Genomic DNA, 20,128 nt, shown 5'->3' with positions numbered 1-20,128 from the left:
CACACGGGGGGCGCATCGCGCACAATACCGGCCGTGCAAACCTCAGCCTCTCTTGCCGGCGCGCAGCCGGCGCGCCCCATCGACATCGCCCTGCTGGTCAGCGTCTTCGTGATCGCGGCCTGCGGCCTGCTCTATGAGTTGGCTGCGGGCGCGCTGGCTTCCTATCTGCTGGGCGATTCCGTCCTGCAGTTCTCCACCATCATCGGCAGCTACCTGTTCGCCATGGGCATAGGCTCCTGGCTGTCGCGCTATTTCGAGGACCACCTGCCTGCGCACTTTCTGCGCATCGAGCTGATGGTGGCCCTGATCGGCGGTGCGTTGCCGGCCACGCTGTTCATTGCCAATGCCTACGCGCCCGGCGCGTTCCGGTTCCTGCTGTACGGCATGGTGCTGGTGGTGGGCACGCTGGTGGGGCTGGAGATTCCGCTGGTGATGCGCATCCTCAAGCGCAATGTGACGCTCAAGGAGCTGGTGTCCCAGGTGCTGACCTTCGACTACCTGGGGGCGCTGGCCGTGTCGCTGGCATTTCCGCTGCTGCTGGTGCCCAAGCTGGGCCTGGTGCGCACGGGGCTGCTGTTCGGCTTCATGAACGCGGCGGTGGCGGTCTGGGCACTGCTGCTGTTTCGCCATGAACTGCGGCACCCGCGCGCCCATGCCCTGGCCTGCGCGGCCGTGCTGGCCCTGCTGGGCACGGGCATCTGGGGAGCCGACCATCTGACGCGCCTGGCCGACGACCATTTCTACCAGGACCGCATCGTGCTCTCCAGCAGCTCGCCCTACCAGCGCATCGTGGTGACGCAGGGACGCCAGGGCGCGCGGCTGTACCTCAATGGCAACCTGCAGTTCGCGCAAGGCGACGAGTACCGCTACCACGAGGCCCTGGTCCATCCCGTGATGGCCGCGCATGGCGCGCCCAAGCGCGTGGCCGTGCTGGGCGGCGGCGACGGCATGGCCGTGCGCGAGGTGCTCAAGTACCCCTCGGTGGAGTCGGTCACCCTGGTGGAACTGGACCCGGCCATGACCGACCTGTTCAAGGACAACGCCATGCTGCGCCGGCTCAACGGCGATGCGCTCAGCGATGCGCGCGTGCGCATCGTCAACACCGATGCCTTCCACTGGCTGCAGCAGGACCAGGACACCTTCGACGTCGTCATCGTCGATTTCCCCGACCCGACCAATTTCGCCATCGGCAAGCTGTTCACCAACAGCTTCTATGCCTTGCTGGACAAGCGCCTGGCCGCCAGCGGCTATGCCGTGGTGCAGACCACGTCGCCCCTGATCGCGCGCAAGAGCTACTGGACCGTGGTGCAGACCATCGAATCCATCGGCCTGCAGGCCACGCCCTACCACGCCCATGTGCCCAGCTTTGGCGAGTGGGGCTTCGTCATCGCCAGCCACCGGCCCTGGCGCGAGCCCGATGCACTGCCTGCGGGCCTGCGCTTTCTGAGCGCGCAGACCATGGCGCTGATGTTCGACTTTCCGCTGGACATGGCGCGTGTGCCGGCCGAGGTCAACCGCCTGTCCAACCAGGTGCTGGTCAATACCTACGAACGCGAATGGGGCAGGGTGGAGCGTTGAGCCCCGACCGCCCGTCTTTGTGGAGCCGGCGCCAATGGCTGCAGGGCCTGGCCGGCGGTGCGGCCGCAGGCCTGGCCGGCTGCACGCCAACGCCGCCTCGTCTGGAAGACCTGCCTGGTGGCTTCAGCGGCGTGGCGCTGGAGCGCGGCCATGCCTTGCGCGCGTTCTGGCAGCGATTGGGCCAGGGCCTGGCGCTGCCGGCGCCGGCCGTGGTGCACCGCGCCAACGTGGTGATTGCCGGTGGCGGCATGGCGGGCCTGGCGGCTGCGCGGGCGCTGGAGCTGTCGGGGGTGCAGGGTGTGGCACTGCTGGACACGCAGCCGGCCATGGGCGGAAACAGCCAGGGCGGCAGCATTGCAGGCCTGCCCTGTCCGCTGGGTGCCCACTATCTGCCCCTGCCCGGCGACGATGCGGCCGAGGTGCAGGACTGGCTGGAGGCCCTGGGCCTGCGCCAGCGCCGCGCAGGCCGCTGGCAGTACGACGAGCGCCATCTGTGCCACAGCCCGCAGGAGCGCCTGTTCTGGCAGGGCGCCTGGCATGAGGGCCTGCTGCCCGTCGATGGCGTGGCGCCGCGCACGCTGGAGCAGTACGAACTCTTTGCGCGCAGTGTGGCCCAGGAGATGGACAGGGCGCCCTTTGCCATGCCGTCCATCCGTGTCTGGCAGCGCCAGGGCCGGCTGCCCGCCGCCCATGCCGCGCTGGACGGCCAGACCATGCAGGCCTGGCTGGTCCAGCAGGGCATCGATGATGCGCAACTGATCTGGTATCTGGAGTACTGCTGCCGCGACGACTTTGGCGCGGGCCTGGCGCGCGTGTCGGCCTGGGCGGGCCTGCACTATTTCGCCAGCCGTCATGGCTTCTCGGCCCCGCGCCGCCAGGACGAGCGCACGGCAGAAGAGGCCGGCGACGCCGTGCTGACCTGGCCCCAGGGCAATGGCTGGCTGTCGCAGCAACTGGTGGCCGGGCTGGGCTCCACCGACCTGCAGACCGATTGCAGCGTGCTATCCATTGCCGAGAGTGCCGATGGCGTGGAGATCGACGTCTACCACCACGGTCGCCAGCAGCACGAGCGCTGGCTGGCCGCGCGCTGCATCGTGGCCCTGCCCAGCTTCATCGCGGCACGCGTGGTGCGCGATGCGCCGGACTTCCTGCGCGCGGTGGCGGGCCGGCTGGACTGGGCGCCCTGGCTGGTGGCCAACATCCATCTGCAGCGGCCGCTGGCCGACCGGCCCGGCGCCGATCCGGCCTGGGACAACGTGCTGTTTGCCGATCCGAATGCGGGCGGCCTGGGCTACGTGGACGCGGGCCACCAGGGCCTGGACCGGCTCACGCCCCGGCCCACGGTGCTCAGCTACTACCAGGCGCTGGGCGACTGGCCTGACGGGCGCGCCCAACTGCTGGGCCAGCCCTTCGGCTTCTGGCGGGACCGCATCGTCGGCAGCCTGCTCGTCCCCCATCCCGACCTGCTGCACAAGGCCACGCGCATGGAGATCACGCGCTACGGCCACGCCATGGCCATACCCCGGCCCGGTGACCAGCAGCTGCTCAGCCAGGTGGCGCTGCAGTCGCTGCACCGGGGGCGCAGCGCGCTGTGCGCCGGCGAGCGCGTGGCCCTGCTGCCCACGCCGGGCACGCGCCGCCTGTGGTTCGCACATTCCGACTGGGCCGGCTACTCGGTACTGGAGGAGGCCTTCACGCGTGGCCACCATGCGGGCCTGTGGGCTGGCGCGCGGACCTGACACGGGCCGCGGCGCCGGTGTCGCGCGCTTCAGGCGCCAGATCGGTCAGACAGGCCCGGGCATCTGCACCATGCGGTACAGCGACTGGCTGCCGCGTGCGGCCAGCACGCCCAGCTGGGCCAGCGTGCGCGGGTCCAGCTCCAGCGTGATGGCGGCGCGCGCCAGTGCCGAGCGGATGCGGGGGCCGTCCTCGCCTTCATGGATGACGGGCGGGTAGAGGCTGGCGCCGTCGGCGCCGATCACGCTGGCCACCAGCGGCGGCTGCGGCGGCTCGCCACGGCGCAGCACCACGGCGATGTCACCGTTGTCCAGCCGCACATAGGTGCCCGGCGGGCACAGGCCCACGGCGCGCACCAGCGCGAAGCCCACCTCGTCGGAGTAGCGCTGCTGCTGGGTGAGCGCGCGCAGCGACTCGGCGGCGCTGCGGCCTTCGCGTGACTTGCGCGGGCTGATCAGGGCGGCGTAGCGGTCCACCGTGCCCAGGATGCGGACCAGCCGCTGCACGGGCGCCAGCGTGGACAGCGGCTGCTGCGGCACGGCCTCGTGGTGGTGGCCCACCAGCTCCAGCCACAGCGCATCGTTGACGAACAGCCGCGCCAGCAGGGCCTGGCTGTGCAGCGGGTGGCGCTGTACGGCCTGCTGCTGGGCGGGGGTCAGCGGCTCGCGCTGCAGCGCCAGTTCGTCCTGCAGCGCGTTCATGCCGATGTTCATGGTCAGTGCGCCATACACCAGGGTGCGGTGTTCGCACTCGTCCAGGCGCAGCTCGCGCGCCAGCACATGGCACAGGCAGGCGCAGACCAGGGCATGGGAGGCGCTGTAGCCCACGGTGGACGAGCAGGCGCGCTGGAACATCAGGTACAGCGCGGCATCGCTGTCGTGGGCGATCAGCTCCTGCAGCCACAGGTCGATCTGCTGCAGCTTGACCAGGAAGCCCTGCACCTGCAGCGGCGCGGACAGCAGCACGGACAGTGCGGCCTCCAGGTCGGACCACAGGCCCAGCAGGTCTTCGTAGGAATCGTCGGGGCGTCGGCTCATCGTTGGCGGGGTGCGGGAAGCGGGGCGCATGCAGGCCGCATCAGCGCCGCTCCAGCACCATCTCGCTGCCCTGGCGGGTCATCTGGACGTGGGCAAGAAAGCTGTTGCCCAGCAGCACATAGGGCATGGGAAGAGGGGCGACCACGGCGTCCACACCGAAGACCTCGACATCGCCCACGCGCACCGAATCCAGCCGCAGGCGCCAGCCCTGGGCATCGCCGTTGGCGGTGCGCATCATCACCGGCTGGCCCTTGAGAAAGGGCAGGCCCATGCGTTCGGCGTCGGACCGGCCGATGGCGACCGAGCTGGCGCCCGTGTCCACCATGTAGACCATGGTCTTGCCATTGATCTGGCCGCGTTCGATGAAGTGCCCCCGGTTGTCGGCCTTGAGCACCACGCGCCGGCCGAGCGCGGGATCGCCCGCCGCCGCGCCCCGGCCGCCCAGGCTGATGGGCGCCTCGCCCAGGCGCAATGTCTGGCGGCGGCCCTTGATTTCCACCTCGGCCGTGTCGCCCGATACCTGCAGCACGCGCACATCCTGCAGGCTTTCGCCCGCCGCCAGCGCGCGCGGCGTGCCGCCGTCTATGACCAGCAAGGCCTTGCTGCCCAGCACGCCGCTGAGCGCCACGGACTGCGCCGTCGCCGATGGTGGAGCCAGCGCGGCCGCTGCGGCCAGGCTCAGAAGTACGGCACGTAGGTGGCGCATGGGGTGGCTTGTGGCGCAGAGGCGGGTGCCAGGCGATCAGTCGCGGAAGTTGTTGAAGGACAGGGGATGGTCGGCCAGGTCCTTGCGGATCAGGGCCATGGCGGCCTGCAGGTCGTCGCGCTTGGCGCCGGTGACGCGCACGGCGTCGCCCTGGATGGCCGCCTGCACCTTGAGCTTGCTGTCCTTGATCAGCTTTTGCAGTTTCTTGCCCAGCTCGGCCTCGATGCCGTTCTTGACCTTGATGGTCTGCTTGAGCTTGTCGCCGCCGATCTTCTGGGCCTTCTGGATGTCCAGGAAGCGCACGTCCACGCTGCGCTTGGTCAGCTTGTTGCGCAGGATGTCCTCGACCTGCTGCAGCTGGAAGTCGGCATCGCCGAACAGCGTGATTTCCTTGTCCTTGAGCTCGATGGCGGCCGAGGTGCCCTTGAAGTCGAAGCGTGTGCCGATTTCCTTGGCGGTGTTCTCCACGGCGTTCTTCACTTCGACGAAGTCGGCTTCGCACACGGTGTCAAAAGAAGGCATGGCAAATATTTCCTGTAAATGTTCTGAAAAAGTACCGCAGCGCGCGGCCGGGCGATGCGGGCGCGGGGCCGGCGGCGCAGGGAGGCGGTGCGACAATCCGGTCGATGTTAGTCGAGAAAAATGTTCCGCTGCAGCATTGCAACAGCTTCGGCATCGCCGCCCGTGCCCACACCCTGGTGCGCGTGCGCAGCGACGAGGACGTGCGCCATTTCCTGGCCGATCCGCTGTGGGGCCGCCAGCCCGTGTTCGTGCTGGGCGGCGGCAGCAATGTGGTGATCACGGGCGATGTCGATCCCGTGGTCCTCAAGATGGAGATAGCGGGCATGCGCCTGCTGCGCGAGACCGAGCGCCACTGGATCGTCGAGGCCGGTGCCGGCGAGCGCTGGCACGACCTGGTGGCCTGGACCCTGTCGCAGGGCTATGGCGGCCTGGAGAACATGGCGCTGATTCCCGGCACCGTGGGCGCGTCGCCGGTGCAGAACATCGGCGCCTACGGGCTGGAGCTGCAGGACCGCTTCGAGTCGCTGGACGCCATCGACCTGGCCACGGGCGAGTCCTTCACGCTGGATGCCGCGCAATGCGCCTTCGGCTACCGCGACTCGGTGTTCAAGCATGCGCCGGCCGAGCCCACGCCCGTGGCGCGTGCGCGCATGAGCGGCGTGCCGCCGCGCGGCATGGGCCTCAAGGGCCGCGCCGTGATCACGCGCGTGCGCCTGGCCCTGCCCAAGGACTGGAAGCCCGGCCTGGGCTACCTGGACCTGCAGCGCCGCCAGGCCGAGGCGGGCGTGGCCGAGCCCACGGCCCGCCAGATCTTCGACTGGGTGTGCGAGATCCGCCGCGCCAAGCTGCCCGATCCGGAGCACATCGGCAACGCGGGCAGCTTCTTCAAGAACCCGACGGTGACGCCCGAGCAGTGCGCCGACATCATTGCGCGCGAGCCCCGCATCGTGCACTACCCCATGGACGACGGCTCCATCAAGCTGGCCGCCGGCTGGCTGATCGATGCCTGCGGCTGGAAGGGCAAGTCCATGGGCCGCGCCGGGGTGTATGACAAACAGGCCCTGGTGCTGGTCAACCGGGGCGACCGGCACAGCGTGGACAGCAGCGTCACGGGCGGCGAGGTCATGACGCTGGCCGGAGCGATACAGACCAGCGTCTACGAGCGATTCGGCATCCGCCTGGAGCCCGAGCCCGTCGTGGTCTGAGCGGCCTTGGGCGGCCCTTGGGCGGTTCTTGAGGGGCACGGCGGCAAAAAAACAGCGGCCCGCAGGGCATTGCCGCCTGCGGGCCGCTGCGCATCAGCGCCTCAGTGGGCGGAGTGACTGCGCCAGTCCATATAGTCCTTGTCGGTCATCAGCACCCACAGCGCGAGCACCAGCACCACGATGCCCGACACCACGGCATTGCGCATGGCGTCCATCTGGCCGGCAAAGCCCAGCACCCAGGGCGAGATCACCATCCACAGACCTAGCAGGCCTTCGGTCCATTCCTCCCACGCGCGGGGCATGAAGATGGCTCCCAGCGCAGCGGCAATCAGCGCCAGTCCGATGACCACGCCGTTGGCCGTGGGCGCCATCTGGTCCTGGAACCCCAGCACCCAGGGCGAGACTGCCAACCAGACTCCCAGCAGGACGTTGAGCGGGTCCTGCCAATGCTTCATGTATTTCATGGCTGCACCTCCTGCCGCCACGACGAATGAGGGCGGCAGCTGGTTGGATCAAGGGCGCAGCATGCAGGTTCCATGAGGATTTTTGCGAAAGTGCATGCTTACCAGGGCATCTCGCCCTTGTTCACCTTGGCGCCGATGTCCAGCGACAGCGCCATGCCGGCCTGCGGGTAGGCCTGCTTCATGGCGTCGATCAGCTCGGCACTGTTTGCGGCCTTGGCGGCGGCGGCCTCGAAACGCTGGAGATAGTCGCGTGTATAGGCGATGGCGCTGGCGTCCATGGCCGTGCCGGCCTGCATGTGGCCGGGCACGACGACAGCGGGCTTGAGGGCCTGCATCTCGTCCAGCTGCGCCAGCCAGGCCTTGCGCTCGGCGCTCTTTTGCGTGTCCGCCGTCCAGACATGCAGGTTGCCGAACACGCCCACGTTGCCGACGATGGCCTGCAGCGCAGGCACCCAGACATAGGGGCGGTGGGCCAGCGGGCCGGTGGTGCCGCGCAGCTCCAGCACCTGGCCGTCCACCATCACCGTATTGCCTTGCAGGGCCTCGGGCAGCACGGGATGGCTGGGGGCGTTGGCGCCCATCTTGGGGCCCCAGAAGGCCAGCTTGCCCTGCAGCTTGGACTCGATCTTCTCGCGCACGGCCGGCGTGGCCACCACCTTGGCCTGCGGGAACAGGCTCTTGAGCACTTCGGCGCCGAAGTAGTAGTCGGGGTCGGCATTGCTGATGAGGATGGTGGTCAGCTGCTTGCCGCTGTCCAGCACATTGGCGGCAATGCGCAGGCCGTCGGCGCGGGTGAAGCCGCTGTCCACGACCACGGCCTCCTTGGCGCCGGTGATCAGGGTGGAGGTCACGGCAAAGCTGTGTTCGTCGGCCTGGTAGACCTTCATCTGCAGCGGGGCGGGCGCCTGGGCGTGGGACAGGCCGGCCGACAGGGCCAGGGTGAGCGAAAGCAAGGTGGTGCGAAGCATGTCGATTTCCTTTGAAAAAAGCACAAGATAGAAACGGGTGGCAGCGCCGTGCTGCCATGGGTAGTACTTTAGTTTTTGAAATCGAGCAGATAAACGGCAGAATATGCGCTTGTTTGTTGCAGAAATCGAGCATATCCATGGACCGATTGCTGGCGATGCAGGTGTTTGCCACGGTGGCCGAATGCGGCAGCTTCACGGCGGCGGCCGAGCGGCTGGACCTGTCGCGCGCCATGGCCACGCGCCATGTGGAGTCGCTGGAGCAGTGGCTGGGCGCGCGCCTGCTGCACCGCACCACGCGCCGTGTCTCGCTTACCGATGCCGGTGCGCAGTGCCTGCGCTACAGCCAGCAGATGCTGGCCCTGGCCGATGAGGTGCAAGGCGAGATGCGCGCCGGCGACAGCCAGTTGCGCGGCCTGCTGCGCGTGACCTGCAGCATGTCCTTCGGCCATGCGCAGATGGCGCCGGCCATTGCGCAGTTCATGCGGCTGCACCCGCACCTCAAGATCGACCTGCTGGTGGACGACGGCGCGCTGGACCTGGTGCAGCAGCGCATCGACCTGGCCATACGCATCAGCGCCGATCCGGGCGCCGCACTCATCGGCCGGCCGCTGGCCGTGTGCGAATCGGTGCTGGTGGCTTCGCCTGCCTACCTGGACGCGGCAGGGCGGCCGCAGACACCGGCCCAGTTGCAGGCCCACCGCTGCCTGGGCCATATGCGCGTGGGCCGCAATGTCTGGCAATTGGCGCGGCGTGACGATGAAAGCGATGAGCAGCAGATCGCCGTCACCACCTGGTTCAACGCCAACGAAGCCACCGTGCTGGCCGCCGCTGCCGTCGAAGGCGCCGGCATCGCCTTCCAGCCTACCTACCTGGTCCAGCCCATGCTGCAGGCCGGCCAGCTGGAGCTGGTGCTGCCGGACTGGCGCCCGCAGCCGCTGACTGTGCATGCGCTGTACAGCTCGCGCCGCCACCTGCCGGTGGCCGTGCGCGCGCTGCTGGATTTTCTCGTGCAGCGCTTCGAGGGCGCGCGCTGGTAGCAGGGGCGTAAAAAAAGCCGCCTTGCGGCGGCTTGTGGGATGCAAGTGTGCGATTTTCTGGCCCATGGCGTCGCGTGCTTGGCGGGCGCGTCCCATGCCAGGGACGCCGAGCAAGGGCCGCCCCGCAGCGAGGGCGTCGTCCCCCTCCCTCGCGAAGCGAGTAGAGAGGCGCCGTGCAACGGGGGGAAGCGGCGTCAGCCGCTCAGGGGGTGTAGGTCATTCCTTGCCGCCCAATTGGGGCAGGGCGGTGCTGGTGCCCAGGGACAGCAGGCCAGCCTTGGCGTAGATGGCCAGCTTGTCGCGGGTGTCCATCAGGTCCAGGTTGCGCATGGTCAGCTGGCCGATGCGGTCGGCGGGGCTGAAGGGCGCGTCCTCGACCTTTTCCATCGACAGGCGCTCGGGCGCGTAGGTCAGGTTGGGCGATTCGGTGTTCAGGATGGAGTAGTCATTGCCGCGGCGCAGCTCCAGCGTCACGGTGCCGGTCACGGCGCGGGCCACCCAGCGCTGGGCGGTTTCGCGCAGCATGATGGCCTGCGGGTCGAACCAGCGGCCCTGGTACAGCAGGCGGCCCAGGCGCAGGCCGTTGATGCGGTACTGCTCGATGGTGTCCTCGTTGTGGATGCCGGTCACCAGGCGCTCGTAGGCGATGTGCAGCAGGGCCATGCCGGGGGCCTCGTAGATGCCGCGGCTCTTGGCTTCGATGATGCGGTTCTCGATCTGGTCGCTCATGCCCAGGCCGTGGCGGCCACCGATGCGGTTGGCTTCCAGGAACAGCTCCACGGGATCGGCGATTTCCTTGCCATTGAGGGCCACGGGGCGGCCTTCTTCGAAGGTCACCGACACTTCCTCAGCCTTGACCTCGACCTCGGGCTTCCAGAACGCCACGCCCATGATGGGGTTGACGATGCGGATGCCGCTGTTCAGGAACTCCAGGTCCTTGGCTTCGTGCGTGGCGCCCAGCATGTTGCTGTCGGTCGAGTAGGCCTTCTCGGCGCTCATCTTGTAGCCGAAGCCTTCCTTGGTCATGAAGGCCGACATCTCGGCGCGGCCGCCCAGCTCGTCGATGAAGGTCTGGTCCAGCCAGGGCTTGTAGATCTTCAGAGCGGGGTTGGTCAGCAGGCCGTAGCGGTAGAAGCGCTCGATGTCGTTGCCCTTGAAGGTCGAGCCGTCACCCCAGATGTTGACGTCGTCTTCCTTCATGGCGGCCACCAGCATGGTGCCGGTCACGGCACGGCCCAGGGGCGTGGTGTTGAAGTAGGTGATGCCGCCCGTGGAGATGTGGAAGGCGCCGGCCTGGATGGCGGCAATGCCTTCGCCGGCCAGCTGCGCGCGGCAGTCGATCAGGCGGGCCTGCTCGGCGCCGTACTCCATGGCCTTGCGGGGGATTTCGTCGTAGTCGGCCTCGTCGGGCTGGCCCAGGTTGGCCGTGTAGGCGTAGGGCAGGGCGCCCTTGTTCTTCATCCAGCGCAGGGCAGCGCTGGTGTCCAGGCCGCCCGAGAAGGCGATGCCGACCTTCTGGCCGACGGGAACGTTTTGCAGGATGGTTTCCATACGATGCTTCTCTCAATAACGATGGCGGCTGGCGTGCGGGACGCGGCTGCCGGAAAACACGGAAGGCGCCTGGGCGCCGTCAGGTCGAATGCGTCGGTCTGCCCAGGCGCTCAGGCGCTCTTAGGCGTAGTGGCAGATGTAGTGGTAGGCCTCGGTCACGCGGATGTCGAACTTGGAGTTCGCAGGCACCTGGAAGGACTCGCCGGCCTTGGAGGTCAGCCACTGGTCCGTGCCGTCGAGCTTGTACTCGCAGGAACCGGCCACGCATTCCATGATCTCGGCGGCGGCCGTGCCGAAGGTCAGCTGGCTGGGCAGCACCACGCCGGCAGACTTCTTCGTGCCATCGGCCAGCGTGAAGCCGTGGCTGATGCATTTGCCGTCGAAATAGACATTGGCCTTGGTGGTCAGGGTGATGCCAGAGATGGTTTCGGTGGTCATGGAAGCTGGGCAGAGGGTGGACTAAACCGCCCATTTTAGGCCAGCACCCGGCCGCTGCCCGTACGTGCTGGCCGCCGCCATGCAAAAAGCCCCTTGTCGGGGCTTTGCATGCGCAGGTCCGTCTCAGCGGCGCCAGCCATGACGGTAGCCGCCGCGCCAGCCGTGATAGCTGGGGCGCGAGGCGTAGTACACGCCGGCAGCAAGGGCTGCTCCAATCACCACGGGGGCCACATAGTCACCGGCCGAATACACGGGCTGCACAGGCTGGGGGGCGTAGTAGCCACCGCCGTCGTAGTAGTTGTTCTGGTAGACCACGGGCGGCGGCACGGGTGCGGTGGAGTACGCGGCCTGGGGCGGCTGGTTGGTGCCGTAGTAGCCGTTGCTGCCATAGGCCGCGCTGTTGGCGGCGGGCTGCACGCTCAGCGCGATCCAGTCCCCGGGCGGCGTGGTGGTGCGCGTCGTGTAGTTGCGGCCTGCGTACTCGTAGACCACGTCATAGGCCACGGCGCGGTTCTGGTAGTAGGTCTGGGTGGTGCAGTTGCGCACCGTCTGGTACTGGGGCTGGCCCGTGGCCTCGGCCTGGTTGCCCAGCATGGCGCCGCCGATCACGCCGGCCGCCGTGGCGGCCGCCCGTCCGCCGCCATGGCCGATGGCATTGCCGACCACGCCGCCCGCCAGGGCACCCAGAACGGCGCCCGCGCCCGAGGTGCGCTGGCCGGTATAGACGTTTTCATCGCGGCAGACCTGCTGGGGCACGGCCACCTGCTGGGTCACCGGGGTCACCGACAGCACCCGGCCTTGCTCCTGGGCCAGGGCCACGGTGGCGGTCGTGGCCGCCAGCGTCAAAAGAACCAGGGATTTCATGATTGCACTCCTGTTGCGCTGGCGGTATTTCCTGCCAGGCTCTATGCAAGTGTATTCCTCGGGCCTGGAAAGCAGTTTGCGGTCGCGTAAATCCACGTAATAAGCTGTTCCAGGCCTGATGGCAGAGTCAGCGCTTGCCCCCGTGGGCCATCTCTGCCCAGGCGTCGGGCGCAAAACCCACGGTGATGCGTCCCTGCGGCCATTGGACGACCGGGCGCTTGATGACGCTGGGCTGCTGCTGCATGAGGGCTGCGGCACCGGCCGCATCCTGGGCGGCGGCCTGGGTGTCGGCATCGAGCTTGCGCCACGTCGTGCCTTGGCGGTTGAGCAGCTTTTCCCAGCCGACAGCCTGCATCCAGGCGGGCAACTGCTCGGCGGGAACACCCTGTTTCTTGAAGTCGTGGAATTCGTAGGCGATGCCCTGGTCGGTGAGCCAGGCGCGGGCCTTCTTGACGGTGTCGCAGTTGGGAATGCCGTAGAGCGTCACAGTGTTTGCAGTGGTCATGATTGGTTGCAGTTGCCGCAGTCAATGGATGGCGAGGACCCCATAAGGACACTGTCCCTGGGTAACAATAGCGCGCAGTATGCACACCTCATTTCCCACATTGGATGCATGGCTCGCCTATTGCGAGCGCCTGCACCCCAAGAATATTGCGCTGGGCCTGGATCGCGTGCGCGAAGTTGCCCAGCGCCTGGACCTGCGTTTCGACTGCCCCGTGATCACGGTGGCGGGCACCAACGGCAAAGGCTCGACCTGCGCCATGCTGGAGGCCGTGGCGCTGCAATCGGGCTTTCGCCCCGGCGTCTACACATCGCCGCATCTGGTGCATTTCGAGGAACGCTGCCGCGTGGGCGGCGAGATCGTGAAGGCCGCCGAGCTGCTGCCGCAGTTCGAGGCCGTGGAGCAGGCGCGCGTGCAGGGCACGGAAGTGGCGCTCACCTATTTCGAGTTCACCACGCTGGCCATCCTGCGGCTGATGAGCCAGTCCAGGCTGGATGTGGCGATTCTCGAGGTGGGCCTGGGCGGGCGGCTGGATGCCACCAATGTGATCGACGCCGATTGCGCCGTCATCACCAGCATCGACATCGACCATGTGGAATTCCTGGGGCCGGACCGCGAGAGCATCGGCCGCGAGAAGGCCGGCATCATGCGCGCCGGCCGGCCGGTGGTGGTCAGCGATCCCATGCCGCCGCAAAGCGTGCTGGACCATGCACAGGCCATTGGTGCCGATCTCTGGCGCCTGGGCCAGGACTTCAACTTCTCGGGCGACAAGCAGCAGTGGGGCTGGGCCGGACGCGGGCGGCGCTATGCGGGCCTGGCCTATCCGGCGCTGCGCGGCGCCAACCAGCTGGTCAATGCATCGGGTGCGCTGGCCGCGCTCGAGGCCATCCGCAGCCGCCTCCCCGTCACGGCCCAGGCCGTGCGCACGGGGCTGGCCATGGTCGAGCTGCCGGGCCGTTTCCAGATCATTCCGGGCCAGCCCACGCTGGTGCTGGACGTGGCACACAACCCGCATTCGGTGGCGGCGCTGACGGCCAACCTCGATGCCATGGGCTACTTTCCCTGCACGCATGCGGTCTTCGGCGCCATGCACGACAAGGACCTGGCGCCCATGCTGGCCAGGATTGCCCCGCTGATCGACCGCTGGTATCTCACCGACCTGCCCACGCCGCGCGCCGAGAGCGCTGAGGTGCTGCGCCAGAAGATCGAAGCCCTGCCGCCCGCGCCGGGCGTGCCGCGCGAGATCTCGCTGGCCACCTTCGCAAACCCGCAGCTGGCGCTGGATGCCGCGGTTCTTGCAGCAGGTCCCACTGATAGAATCGTGGTCTTTGGCTCGTTCTTCACGGTGGGCGGCGTGCTGCAGGACGGCCCGCCCCGGCTGAACGCCAAGCATCTGGGCACCTGAATCCAGTGATCCGCACCGCAAACGGCCATCGTGGCTGCCTGTGGTGGCCGATCTGAACGAGTCCGCACTCCATGGCATTTTTCAATTTTCGTTGGCCCGGCAAAAAAGACGACGGTGATTCGTCGTCCGCATCGAGGCGGCCCACACGGCTGGGACAGGCGGAAAGCGTCGATGTCATGCGCCGCCGGGCGCGCCACCGCCTCATCGGCGCTGCCGTGCTGGTCCTGGCGGGCGTGGTGGGTTTCCCCCTGCTGTTCGACACCCAGCCGCGTCCGATTCCCGTGGACATCCCCATCGAGATTCCCGACCGCGACAAGGTCGCTCCTCTGGTCGTGCCCGGTGCCAATGCCGTGGACGCCCATCCGCACCAGGGCGCCGCTTCCCCGGCAGGCCGCGTGCCGGCCCAGGCCTCGCTGGGCGCCGACGAGGAAGAGGTTCCCATGGGCAGGCCTTCCGTGCCCGTGGCGCCAGCCGTCTCGCAGGTGGCTCCGGTCAAGCCGGAAGCAAAGCCCGAAACCCGGCCCGAGGCAAAGCCTGAGCCCAAGCCCGCCGCCAAGCCTGAGACCAAACCCGAGCCCAAGCCGGAACCCAGGCCCAAGCCCGAGCCGGCCAAACCCGAACACAAGCCGGAGCCCAAGCCCGAACCCAAACCCGAGCCGAAGCCAAAGCCCGAACCCAAGCCCGAGCCGCCCAGGAGCGACGACGCCGCGCGTGCCCGGGCCCTGCTGGAAGGTCGCAGCGCACCGGCGGCTGCTGCGGCGACGGACGAGCGCTTCATCGTGCAGGTCGGCGCCTTCTCCGATGCCGGCAAGGCCCAGGAAATCCGCGCCAAGCTGGAGCTGGCGGGCCTGAAGACTTTCACGCAGGTGGTGGACACCAAGGACGGCAAGCGCACGCGTGTGCGTGTGGGTCCGTTCAACGGCCGTGCCGAAGCCGACAAGGCGGCGGCGCGCGTCAAGGGCCAGGGCCTGCCGGCTTCGGTGCTCAAGCTCTGAGGCGGTGACGTACATCTTGCAAAGCAGCACAGGCGCACAGAGATAGCGTATGTCCACGGTGGACTGGGTTTTGCTGGCCTGCGTGCTGGCATCGATGCTGCTAGGCGCCTGGCGCGGGCTGGTGTATGAGGTGCTGTCGCTGCTCGGCTGGCTGGTGGCCTTCGTCGTGGCACGCATCTGGGCTGCCGACGTGGCGCTGTGGCTGCCCATGCAGGACTGGGACATGCAACTGCGCTATGCCGCAGGCTTTGTGCTGTTGTTCGTGCTGGCGCTGTTCGGCTGGGGCCTGGTGTCCTGGCTGTCGCGCCGGCTGATCGAGGCGGTGGGCCTGAGGCCCGTGGACCGCACGCTGGGCGCGCTGTTCGGCGTGCTGCGCGGGGCGCTGCTGGCCCTGGTGGCAACGATGGTGATCAGCTACACGCCGCTGCACCAGGGACAGTGGTGGCAGGATTCAGCCCTGGCGCCGTGGCTGATGCAGGCGCTGGCTGCGGTTTTGCCGCAGCTGCCGCAGGAATGGGGACGCTATCTGCCGGCTGCATGACAAGGCGCTGCAGCGCAGGAGTCGGCTGGCAGAAACAGTTTGGATAGAGAAATCGGGCGCAGGCGTGGCCAATGGGTGGCTGCTACGGCCCAGACAGCGAAGGGCGACCTTCGCAAACGGATGGAACGCAACTATGTGTGGAATCGTTGGTGTAGTCAGCACCGCGCCCGTGAATCAACTGATCTATGACGCCCTGCTGCTGCTGCAGCACCGTGGCCAGGATGCCGCCGGCATCGTGACCCAGCAGGAGCGCAAGTTCTTCATGCACAAGGCCAAGGGCATGGTGCGCGACGTGTTCCGCACCCGCAACATGCGCGCCCTGCCGGGCACGGTGGGCCTGGGCCAGGTGCGCTACCCGACGGCCGGCAACGCGACCAGCGAGGAAGAGGCCCAGCCCTTCTACGTGAACGCGCCCTTCGGCATCGTCATGGTGCACAACGGCAACCTTACCAACGCCAAGCAGCTGCGCGAGGAACTGTCGGACACCGACCACCGCCACACCAACACCGAGAGCGACTCCGAAGTCCTGCTCAACGTGCTGGCCCACGAGCTGGCCCGCGCCAGCAGCGGCGCACCGCTCAAGAGCGAAGACGTCTTCCAGGCCGTCAGCGCCGTGCACAAGCGCATCAAGGGCTCGTACGCCGTGATCGCGCTGATTGCGGGCTACGGCCTGCTGGCCTTCCGCGACCCCTTCGGCATCCGTCCCCTGTGCATGGGCCGCAGCGCCGACGGCACGGTGATGCTGGCCAGCGAATCCGTGGCCCTGGAAGGCACGCTGCACCAGCTCGAGCGCGATGTCGCTCCGGGTGAAGCCGTGTTCGTGCACAGCGACGGCCAGGTCGAAACCCGCCAGTGCGCCGAAAAGAGCGAGCTGCACCCCTGCGTGTTCGAGTACGTGTACCTGGCCCGTCCGGACTCGGTGCTCGACGGCATCTCCGTCTACCAGGCGCGCCTGAACATGGGCGAGACGCTGGCCAAGCGCGTGGTCTCCACCGTGCCGCCCAACGAGATCGACGCCATCATCCCGATTCCGGAATCCAGCCGGCCCAGCGCCATGCAGCTGGCCCAGCTGCTGGGCATTCCCTACCGCGAAGGCTTCGTCAAGAACCGCTACGTGGGCCGCACCTTCATCATGCCGGGCCAGGCCTCGCGCAAGAAATCCGTGCGCCAGAAGCTCAACGCCATCGGCAGCGAGTTCAAGGGCCGCAAGGTGCTGCTGGTGGACGACTCCATCGTGCGCGGCACCACCTCCAAGGAAATCGTGCAGATGGCGCGTGACGCCGGCGCCGTCAAGGTCTACCTGGCCTCGGCCGCTCCTCCGGTGCGCCATCCCAACGTCTACGGCATCGACATGCCCACGCGCGCCGAACTGGTGGCGCATGGCCGCACGGTCGAGGAAATCCGCCAGGTCATCGGCGCCGACGCGCTGATCTACCAGGACGTGGCCGCCATGAAGCAGACCGTGGGCAAGATCAATCCGCAGGTGCAGGGCTTCGAGGCCTCGTGCTTCGACGGCGTCTACATCACGGGCGACATCTCCGAGGACGAGGTCACGGCGCTCAACGAGGGTCGTAACCGGGGCGGGGAGGAAGAGGCCAGCGATGCGTCGCGCCTGTCCCTGCCCAATGCCCAGGAAGCCTGAGCGCCAGGGCATTCAGTGACAATGTCGGGCGGGCCTGTGGCCCGCCTTTTTTGACAAATGAGCTAAAAGCGCTGGTGCTGGAGCGTCCAGGGCCGCAAGGCCCTGGAAGCCGCCAGGTGACAAGTGCTTCTAGCTCCTTTTTTCCGGGCACCGCCACCGCTGGCGGGCTGCGCCCGATCCCCAAGGACCATCAACGTGACCAACAAGACACTTCCCGAAGGCCTGCATCCCGATACGCTGGCCCTGCGCGTGGGCGTGGAGCGAAGCCAGTGGGGTGAGCACAGCGAAGCCCTGTACATGACCAGCAGCTTCGTGCAGCCCGACTGTGCAACGGCTGCACGCCGCTTCGCCAATGAAGAGCCCGGCTACACCTACAGCCGCACCTCCAACCCCACCGTCACCAGCTTCGAGCAGCGCCTGGCCGCCATGGAGGGCACGGAATGCGCCGTGGCCACGTCCACGGGCATGTCGGCCATCTTGCTCGTGGCGCTGACCACGCTCAAGGCCGGCGACCATGTGATCTGCTCGCAGTCCATGTTCGGCTCCACCATCAAGCTGCTGGGCGGCGAGATGGCGCGCTTCGGCGTGGAGACCAGCTTTGTCTCGCAGACCGATGTGCAGGCCTGGAAGGCGGCCATCCGTCCCAACACGCGCCTTCTGTTCGCCGAGACGCCGACCAACCCGCTGACCGACCTGTGCGACATCGCCGCGCTGGCCGAGCTGGCGCACGCCCATGGCGCGCTGCTGGCCGTGGACAACAGCTTTGCCTCGCCCGTGCTGCAGCAGCCTGCCAAGTTCGGTGCCGACCTGGTCGTGCACTCCGGCACCAAGCTGCTGGACGGCCAGGGCCGCGTCATGTCGGGCGCCGTCTGCGGCACGACGGCACTGGTGGACAAGGTCATGGGCACCTTCCTGCGCAGCGGCGGCCTGAACCTGGCGCCGTTCAACGCCTGGGTGGTGCTCAAGGGGCTGGAGACGCTGTCCCTGCGCGTGAAGGCGCAAAGCGCCTCCGCGCTGGAGCTGGCCACCTGGCTGGAAGCCCATCCCAAGGTCGCCCGCGTCTACTACCCGGGCCTGGCCAGCCACCCGCAGCACGAGCTGGCCATGCGCCAGCAAAACGGCATGGGCGGCGGCGTGCTGTCCTTCGACGTGGTGGGCGAGGGCGCCGAACAGCTGCGCGCCAACGCCTTCCATGTGGCCGACAGCACCCGGGTGTGCTCGATCACGGCCAACCTGGGCGACGTCAAGACCACCATTACCCATCCGGCCAGCACCTCGCATGGCCGCCTGAGCGAAGAGCAGCGCCGTGCCGCCGGCATCGGCCAGGGTCTGCTGCGCATCTCCGTCGGACTGGAATACCTGGGCGACCTCAAGAACGATCTCTCCCGCGGACTGGATACCCTGCAATGACACAAAAAGTACGTACCCGTTTTGCCCCGTCTCCCACGGGCTTCATCCACCTGGGCAACATCCGCTCGGCCCTGTATCCCTGGGCCTTTGCGCGCGCCACGGGCGGCGATTTCATCCTGCGCATCGAGGACACCGACGTGGAGCGCTCCACCCAGGCCTCGGTGGACGTGATCATCGAGGGCATGGCCTGGCTGCAGCTGGACCATGACGAAGGTCCGTTCTATCAAATGCAGCGCATGGACCGCTACAAGGAGGTGCTGGCCGGCCTGCAGGCTTCGGGCCATGTCTACCCCTGCTACATGAGCGTGGAAGAACTCGACGCCCTGCGCGAGCGCCAGATGGCCAACAAGGAAAAGCCGCGCTACGACGGCACCTGGCGCCCTGAGGAAGGCAAGGTGCTGCCGCCCGTGCCCGAAGGCGTGCGTCCCGTGCTGCGCTTCAAGACGCCGAAGGGCGGCGTCGTGGCCTGGGAAGACAAGTGCAAGGGTCGCATCGAGTTCCAGAACAGCGAGCTGGACGACCTGGTGATCGCGCGCCCCGATGGCACGCCCACCTATAACTTCTGCGTCTGCGTGGACGACATGGACATGGCCATCACCCATGTCATCCGTGGCGACGACCACGTCAACAACACGCCGCGCCAGATCCACATCTTCGAGGCCCTGGGCGCCAGCGTGCCAGTGTTCGCCCATCTGCCCACCGTGCTCAACGAGCAGGGCGAGAAGATGAGCAAGCGCAACGGCGCCAAGGCCGTCACCCAGTACCGCGACGAAGGCTACCTGCCCGACGCCATGGTCAACTACCTGGCCCGCCTGGGCTGGAGCCACGGCGACGACGAAATCTTCAGCCGCGCCCAGTTCCTGGAGTGGTTCAACCTGGACCACCTGGGCCGCAGCGCTGGCCAGTTCGACGAGGCCAAGCTGCGCTGGGTCAACGCCCAGCACCTGAAGGCGCTGGACGACGCGGCCCTGGCAGAGCTGGTGCGCCCCTTCGTGCTCAAGACCGGCCTGGACCAGGCCCTGCTCGACGCAGACGACCGCCTGCCGCGCATCTGCGCCCTGTTCAAGGACCGCTGCGAAACCCTGGTCGATCTGGCCGGCTGGGTGCGCCTGTTCTATGTGGACGCCTTCGACCGCAACGCCGAGGACCTGGCAAAGCACGTGACCGACGCCGTGGCGCCCGCCCTGGACGCCTTCGCCGAAGGCATCGCCTCGGTGGAGTGGAGCAAGGAAGCCATTGCTGCCCTGATCAAGGAAGTGCTCAAGGCCCAGGGCCTGAAGATGCCGCAACTGGCCATGCCGGTGCGCGTGCTGACGCTGGGCACGGCGCACACGCCTTCGGTGGATGCGGTGCTGGAGCTGCTGGGTCGTGAAAAAATTCTGGCGCGTTTGAAAAACCGCTGAAAACCTGTCTATAATTCGAGTCTCTGATGCAAACGCAGCAACTAACAAGAAGCAGCGATTGCAGCATGAAGGGGGTATAGCTCAGCTGGGAGAGCGCTTGCATGGCATGCAAGAGGTCATCGG

The 20,128-nt window shown here is 67.6% G+C and carries 19 protein-coding genes; 10 read left to right on the top strand and 9 right to left on the bottom strand.

The annotated features are described in order from the left end of the window. The first annotated feature begins 33 nt into the window (after window positions 1–33). Window positions 34–1,578, top strand: coding sequence for a polyamine aminopropyltransferase (locus tag AC5I49_RS26880; RefSeq protein ID WP_495790144.1), 1,545 nt, complete (start codon window positions 34–36; stop codon window positions 1,576–1,578). Beyond that, window positions 1,557–3,317, top strand: a complete 1,761-nt coding sequence (locus tag AC5I49_RS26875; RefSeq protein ID WP_495790143.1) for an FAD-dependent oxidoreductase — start codon at window positions 1,557–1,559, stop codon at window positions 3,315–3,317. Before AC5I49_RS26880 ends, AC5I49_RS26875 begins: the two co-directional genes overlap by 22 nt. Before the next feature lie 45 nt (window positions 3,318–3,362). Here AC5I49_RS26875 and AC5I49_RS26870 read toward each other — a convergent pair whose 3' ends face one another. From AC5I49_RS26870 to AC5I49_RS26860, 3 genes are read right to left on the bottom strand one after another with little or no spacing between them, the layout of a single operon-like run. Beyond that, the gene (locus AC5I49_RS26870; RefSeq protein ID WP_126312113.1) at window positions 3,363–4,352 is read right to left on the bottom strand and encodes an HD-GYP domain-containing protein; all 990 of its coding nucleotides are present in this window, start codon (window positions 4,350–4,352) and stop codon (window positions 3,363–3,365) included. A 40-nt stretch (window positions 4,353–4,392) separates the two neighbouring features. Further along, the gene (locus tag AC5I49_RS26865; protein ID WP_016451421.1) at window positions 4,393–5,058 is read right to left on the bottom strand and encodes a retropepsin-like aspartic protease family protein; all 666 of its coding nucleotides are present in this window, start codon (window positions 5,056–5,058) and stop codon (window positions 4,393–4,395) included. Window positions 5,059–5,094: 36 nt separating this feature from the next. Continuing rightward, a complete protein-coding gene (locus AC5I49_RS26860; protein ID WP_012206580.1) occupies window positions 5,095–5,580 on the bottom strand; it encodes a YajQ family cyclic di-GMP-binding protein in 486 nt (161 codons plus the stop codon). 104 nt (window positions 5,581–5,684) lie between these two features. On the opposite strand from AC5I49_RS26860, the gene murB reads away from it, so the two are divergent. After that, window positions 5,685–6,785, top strand: coding sequence for a UDP-N-acetylmuramate dehydrogenase (gene murB / locus AC5I49_RS26855; RefSeq protein ID WP_495790142.1), 1,101 nt, complete (start codon window positions 5,685–5,687; stop codon window positions 6,783–6,785). A gap of 101 nt (window positions 6,786–6,886) precedes the next feature. Here murB and AC5I49_RS26850 read toward each other — a convergent pair whose 3' ends face one another. Beyond that, window positions 6,887–7,249 (bottom strand): SPW repeat protein, encoded by a 363-nt coding sequence (locus AC5I49_RS26850; RefSeq protein WP_016451422.1) that lies wholly within the window; start codon window positions 7,247–7,249, stop codon window positions 6,887–6,889. Between the two features lie 98 nt (window positions 7,250–7,347). Beyond that, window positions 7,348–8,217 carry an MBL fold metallo-hydrolase gene (locus tag AC5I49_RS26845; protein WP_126312112.1) on the bottom strand — a complete coding sequence of 290 codons (870 nt, stop codon included), beginning with the start codon at window positions 8,215–8,217 and terminating at the stop codon, window positions 7,348–7,350. 137 nt (window positions 8,218–8,354) lie between these two features. On the opposite strand from AC5I49_RS26845, the gene AC5I49_RS26840 reads away from it, so the two are divergent. After that, on the top strand, window positions 8,355–9,254 hold the full coding sequence (locus tag AC5I49_RS26840; protein WP_012206576.1) for a LysR family transcriptional regulator: 900 nt from the start codon (window positions 8,355–8,357) through the stop codon (window positions 9,252–9,254). A 216-nt stretch (window positions 9,255–9,470) separates the two neighbouring features. On the opposite strand, the gene argG is transcribed toward AC5I49_RS26840, so the two are convergent. The 4 genes from argG to AC5I49_RS26820 all read right to left on the bottom strand — a co-directional run bounded on the left by argG (window position 9,471) and on the right by AC5I49_RS26820 (window position 12,612). After that, window positions 9,471–10,805, bottom strand: a complete 1,335-nt coding sequence (argG, locus tag AC5I49_RS26835) for an argininosuccinate synthase (protein ID WP_016449252.1) — start codon at window positions 10,803–10,805, stop codon at window positions 9,471–9,473. Between the two features lie 120 nt (window positions 10,806–10,925). Further along, window positions 10,926–11,243: a pyrimidine/purine nucleoside phosphorylase gene (gene ppnP, locus AC5I49_RS26830; protein ID WP_016449253.1), complete on the bottom strand. Its 318-nt coding sequence runs from the start codon at window positions 11,241–11,243 to the stop codon at window positions 10,926–10,928. Window positions 11,244–11,366: 123 nt separating this feature from the next. Then, on the bottom strand, window positions 11,367–12,107 hold the full coding sequence (locus tag AC5I49_RS26825) for a glycine zipper 2TM domain-containing protein (protein WP_016449254.1): 741 nt from the start codon (window positions 12,105–12,107) through the stop codon (window positions 11,367–11,369). A 127-nt stretch (window positions 12,108–12,234) separates the two neighbouring features. Further along, window positions 12,235–12,612 (bottom strand): ArsC family reductase, encoded by a 378-nt coding sequence (locus AC5I49_RS26820; RefSeq protein WP_016449255.1) that lies wholly within the window; start codon window positions 12,610–12,612, stop codon window positions 12,235–12,237. A 79-nt stretch (window positions 12,613–12,691) separates the two neighbouring features. Here AC5I49_RS26820 and folC point away from each other — a divergent pair, with 79 nt between their 5' ends. The 6 genes from folC to gltX all read left to right on the top strand — a co-directional run bounded on the left by folC (window position 12,692) and on the right by gltX (window position 20,005). Beyond that, on the top strand, window positions 12,692–14,014 hold the full coding sequence (gene folC / locus AC5I49_RS26815; RefSeq protein ID WP_016449256.1) for a bifunctional tetrahydrofolate synthase/dihydrofolate synthase: 1,323 nt from the start codon (window positions 12,692–12,694) through the stop codon (window positions 14,012–14,014). Between the two features lie 71 nt (window positions 14,015–14,085). Next, window positions 14,086–15,009, top strand: coding sequence for an SPOR domain-containing protein (locus AC5I49_RS26810; protein WP_133072539.1), 924 nt, complete (start codon window positions 14,086–14,088; stop codon window positions 15,007–15,009). 49 nt (window positions 15,010–15,058) lie between these two features. After that, window positions 15,059–15,550 carry a CvpA family protein gene (locus AC5I49_RS26805; protein ID WP_016451425.1) on the top strand — a complete coding sequence of 164 codons (492 nt, stop codon included), beginning with the start codon at window positions 15,059–15,061 and terminating at the stop codon, window positions 15,548–15,550. Between the two features lie 133 nt (window positions 15,551–15,683). Continuing rightward, window positions 15,684–17,192 (top strand): amidophosphoribosyltransferase, encoded by a 1,509-nt coding sequence (gene purF / locus AC5I49_RS26800; protein WP_016449259.1) that lies wholly within the window; start codon window positions 15,684–15,686, stop codon window positions 17,190–17,192. Window positions 17,193–17,387: 195 nt separating this feature from the next. Continuing rightward, a complete protein-coding gene (locus AC5I49_RS26795; protein ID WP_016449260.1) occupies window positions 17,388–18,602 on the top strand; it encodes an O-succinylhomoserine sulfhydrylase in 1,215 nt (404 codons plus the stop codon). Beyond that, complete coding sequence (gltX, locus tag AC5I49_RS26790) at window positions 18,599–20,005, top strand: glutamate--tRNA ligase (protein WP_047218421.1); 1,407 nt, start codon at window positions 18,599–18,601, stop codon at window positions 20,003–20,005. The genes AC5I49_RS26795 and gltX overlap by 4 nt, the downstream gene beginning before the upstream one ends. Window positions 20,006–20,128 lie beyond the last annotated feature (123 nt).

Source organism: Delftia sp., from assembly GCF_059499305.1.
The sequence above is the reverse complement of the archived record's forward strand: the minus strand, read 5'-3'. Positions and strand labels throughout refer to the sequence as shown.

Excerpts from the sequence above, each read along its gene's own strand:
- folC (WP_016449256.1), top strand. The coding sequence starts at position 12,692 with ATGCACACCTCATTTCCCACATTGGATGCATGGCTCGCCTATTGCGAG.
- ppnP (WP_016449253.1), bottom strand. The coding sequence starts at position 11,243 with ATGACCACCGAAACCATCTCTGGCATCACCCTGACCACCAAGGCCAAT.
- AC5I49_RS26860 (WP_012206580.1), bottom strand. The coding sequence starts at position 5,580 with ATGCCTTCTTTTGACACCGTGTGCGAAGCCGACTTCGTCGAAGTGAAG.
- AC5I49_RS26850 (WP_016451422.1), bottom strand. The coding sequence starts at position 7,249 with ATGAAATACATGAAGCATTGGCAGGACCCGCTCAACGTCCTGCTGGGA.
- argG (WP_016449252.1), bottom strand. The coding sequence starts at position 10,805 with ATGGAAACCATCCTGCAAAACGTTCCCGTCGGCCAGAAGGTCGGCATC.
- AC5I49_RS26820 (WP_016449255.1), bottom strand. The coding sequence starts at position 12,612 with ATGACCACTGCAAACACTGTGACGCTCTACGGCATTCCCAACTGCGAC.
- AC5I49_RS26825 (WP_016449254.1), bottom strand. The coding sequence starts at position 12,107 with ATGAAATCCCTGGTTCTTTTGACGCTGGCGGCCACGACCGCCACCGTG.
- AC5I49_RS26870 (WP_126312113.1), bottom strand. The coding sequence starts at position 4,352 with ATGAGCCGACGCCCCGACGATTCCTACGAAGACCTGCTGGGCCTGTGG.
- purF (WP_016449259.1), top strand. The coding sequence starts at position 15,684 with ATGTGTGGAATCGTTGGTGTAGTCAGCACCGCGCCCGTGAATCAACTG.
- AC5I49_RS26845 (WP_126312112.1), bottom strand. The coding sequence starts at position 8,217 with ATGCTTCGCACCACCTTGCTTTCGCTCACCCTGGCCCTGTCGGCCGGC.
- murB (WP_495790142.1), top strand. The coding sequence starts at position 5,685 with ATGTTAGTCGAGAAAAATGTTCCGCTGCAGCATTGCAACAGCTTCGGC.
- AC5I49_RS26865 (WP_016451421.1), bottom strand. The coding sequence starts at position 5,058 with ATGCGCCACCTACGTGCCGTACTTCTGAGCCTGGCCGCAGCGGCCGCG.
- AC5I49_RS26805 (WP_016451425.1), top strand. The coding sequence starts at position 15,059 with ATGTCCACGGTGGACTGGGTTTTGCTGGCCTGCGTGCTGGCATCGATG.
- AC5I49_RS26840 (WP_012206576.1), top strand. The coding sequence starts at position 8,355 with ATGGACCGATTGCTGGCGATGCAGGTGTTTGCCACGGTGGCCGAATGC.
- AC5I49_RS26810 (WP_133072539.1), top strand. The coding sequence starts at position 14,086 with ATGGCATTTTTCAATTTTCGTTGGCCCGGCAAAAAAGACGACGGTGAT.
- AC5I49_RS26875 (WP_495790143.1), top strand. The coding sequence starts at position 1,557 with ATGGGGCAGGGTGGAGCGTTGAGCCCCGACCGCCCGTCTTTGTGGAGC.
- gltX (WP_047218421.1), top strand. The coding sequence starts at position 18,599 with ATGACACAAAAAGTACGTACCCGTTTTGCCCCGTCTCCCACGGGCTTC.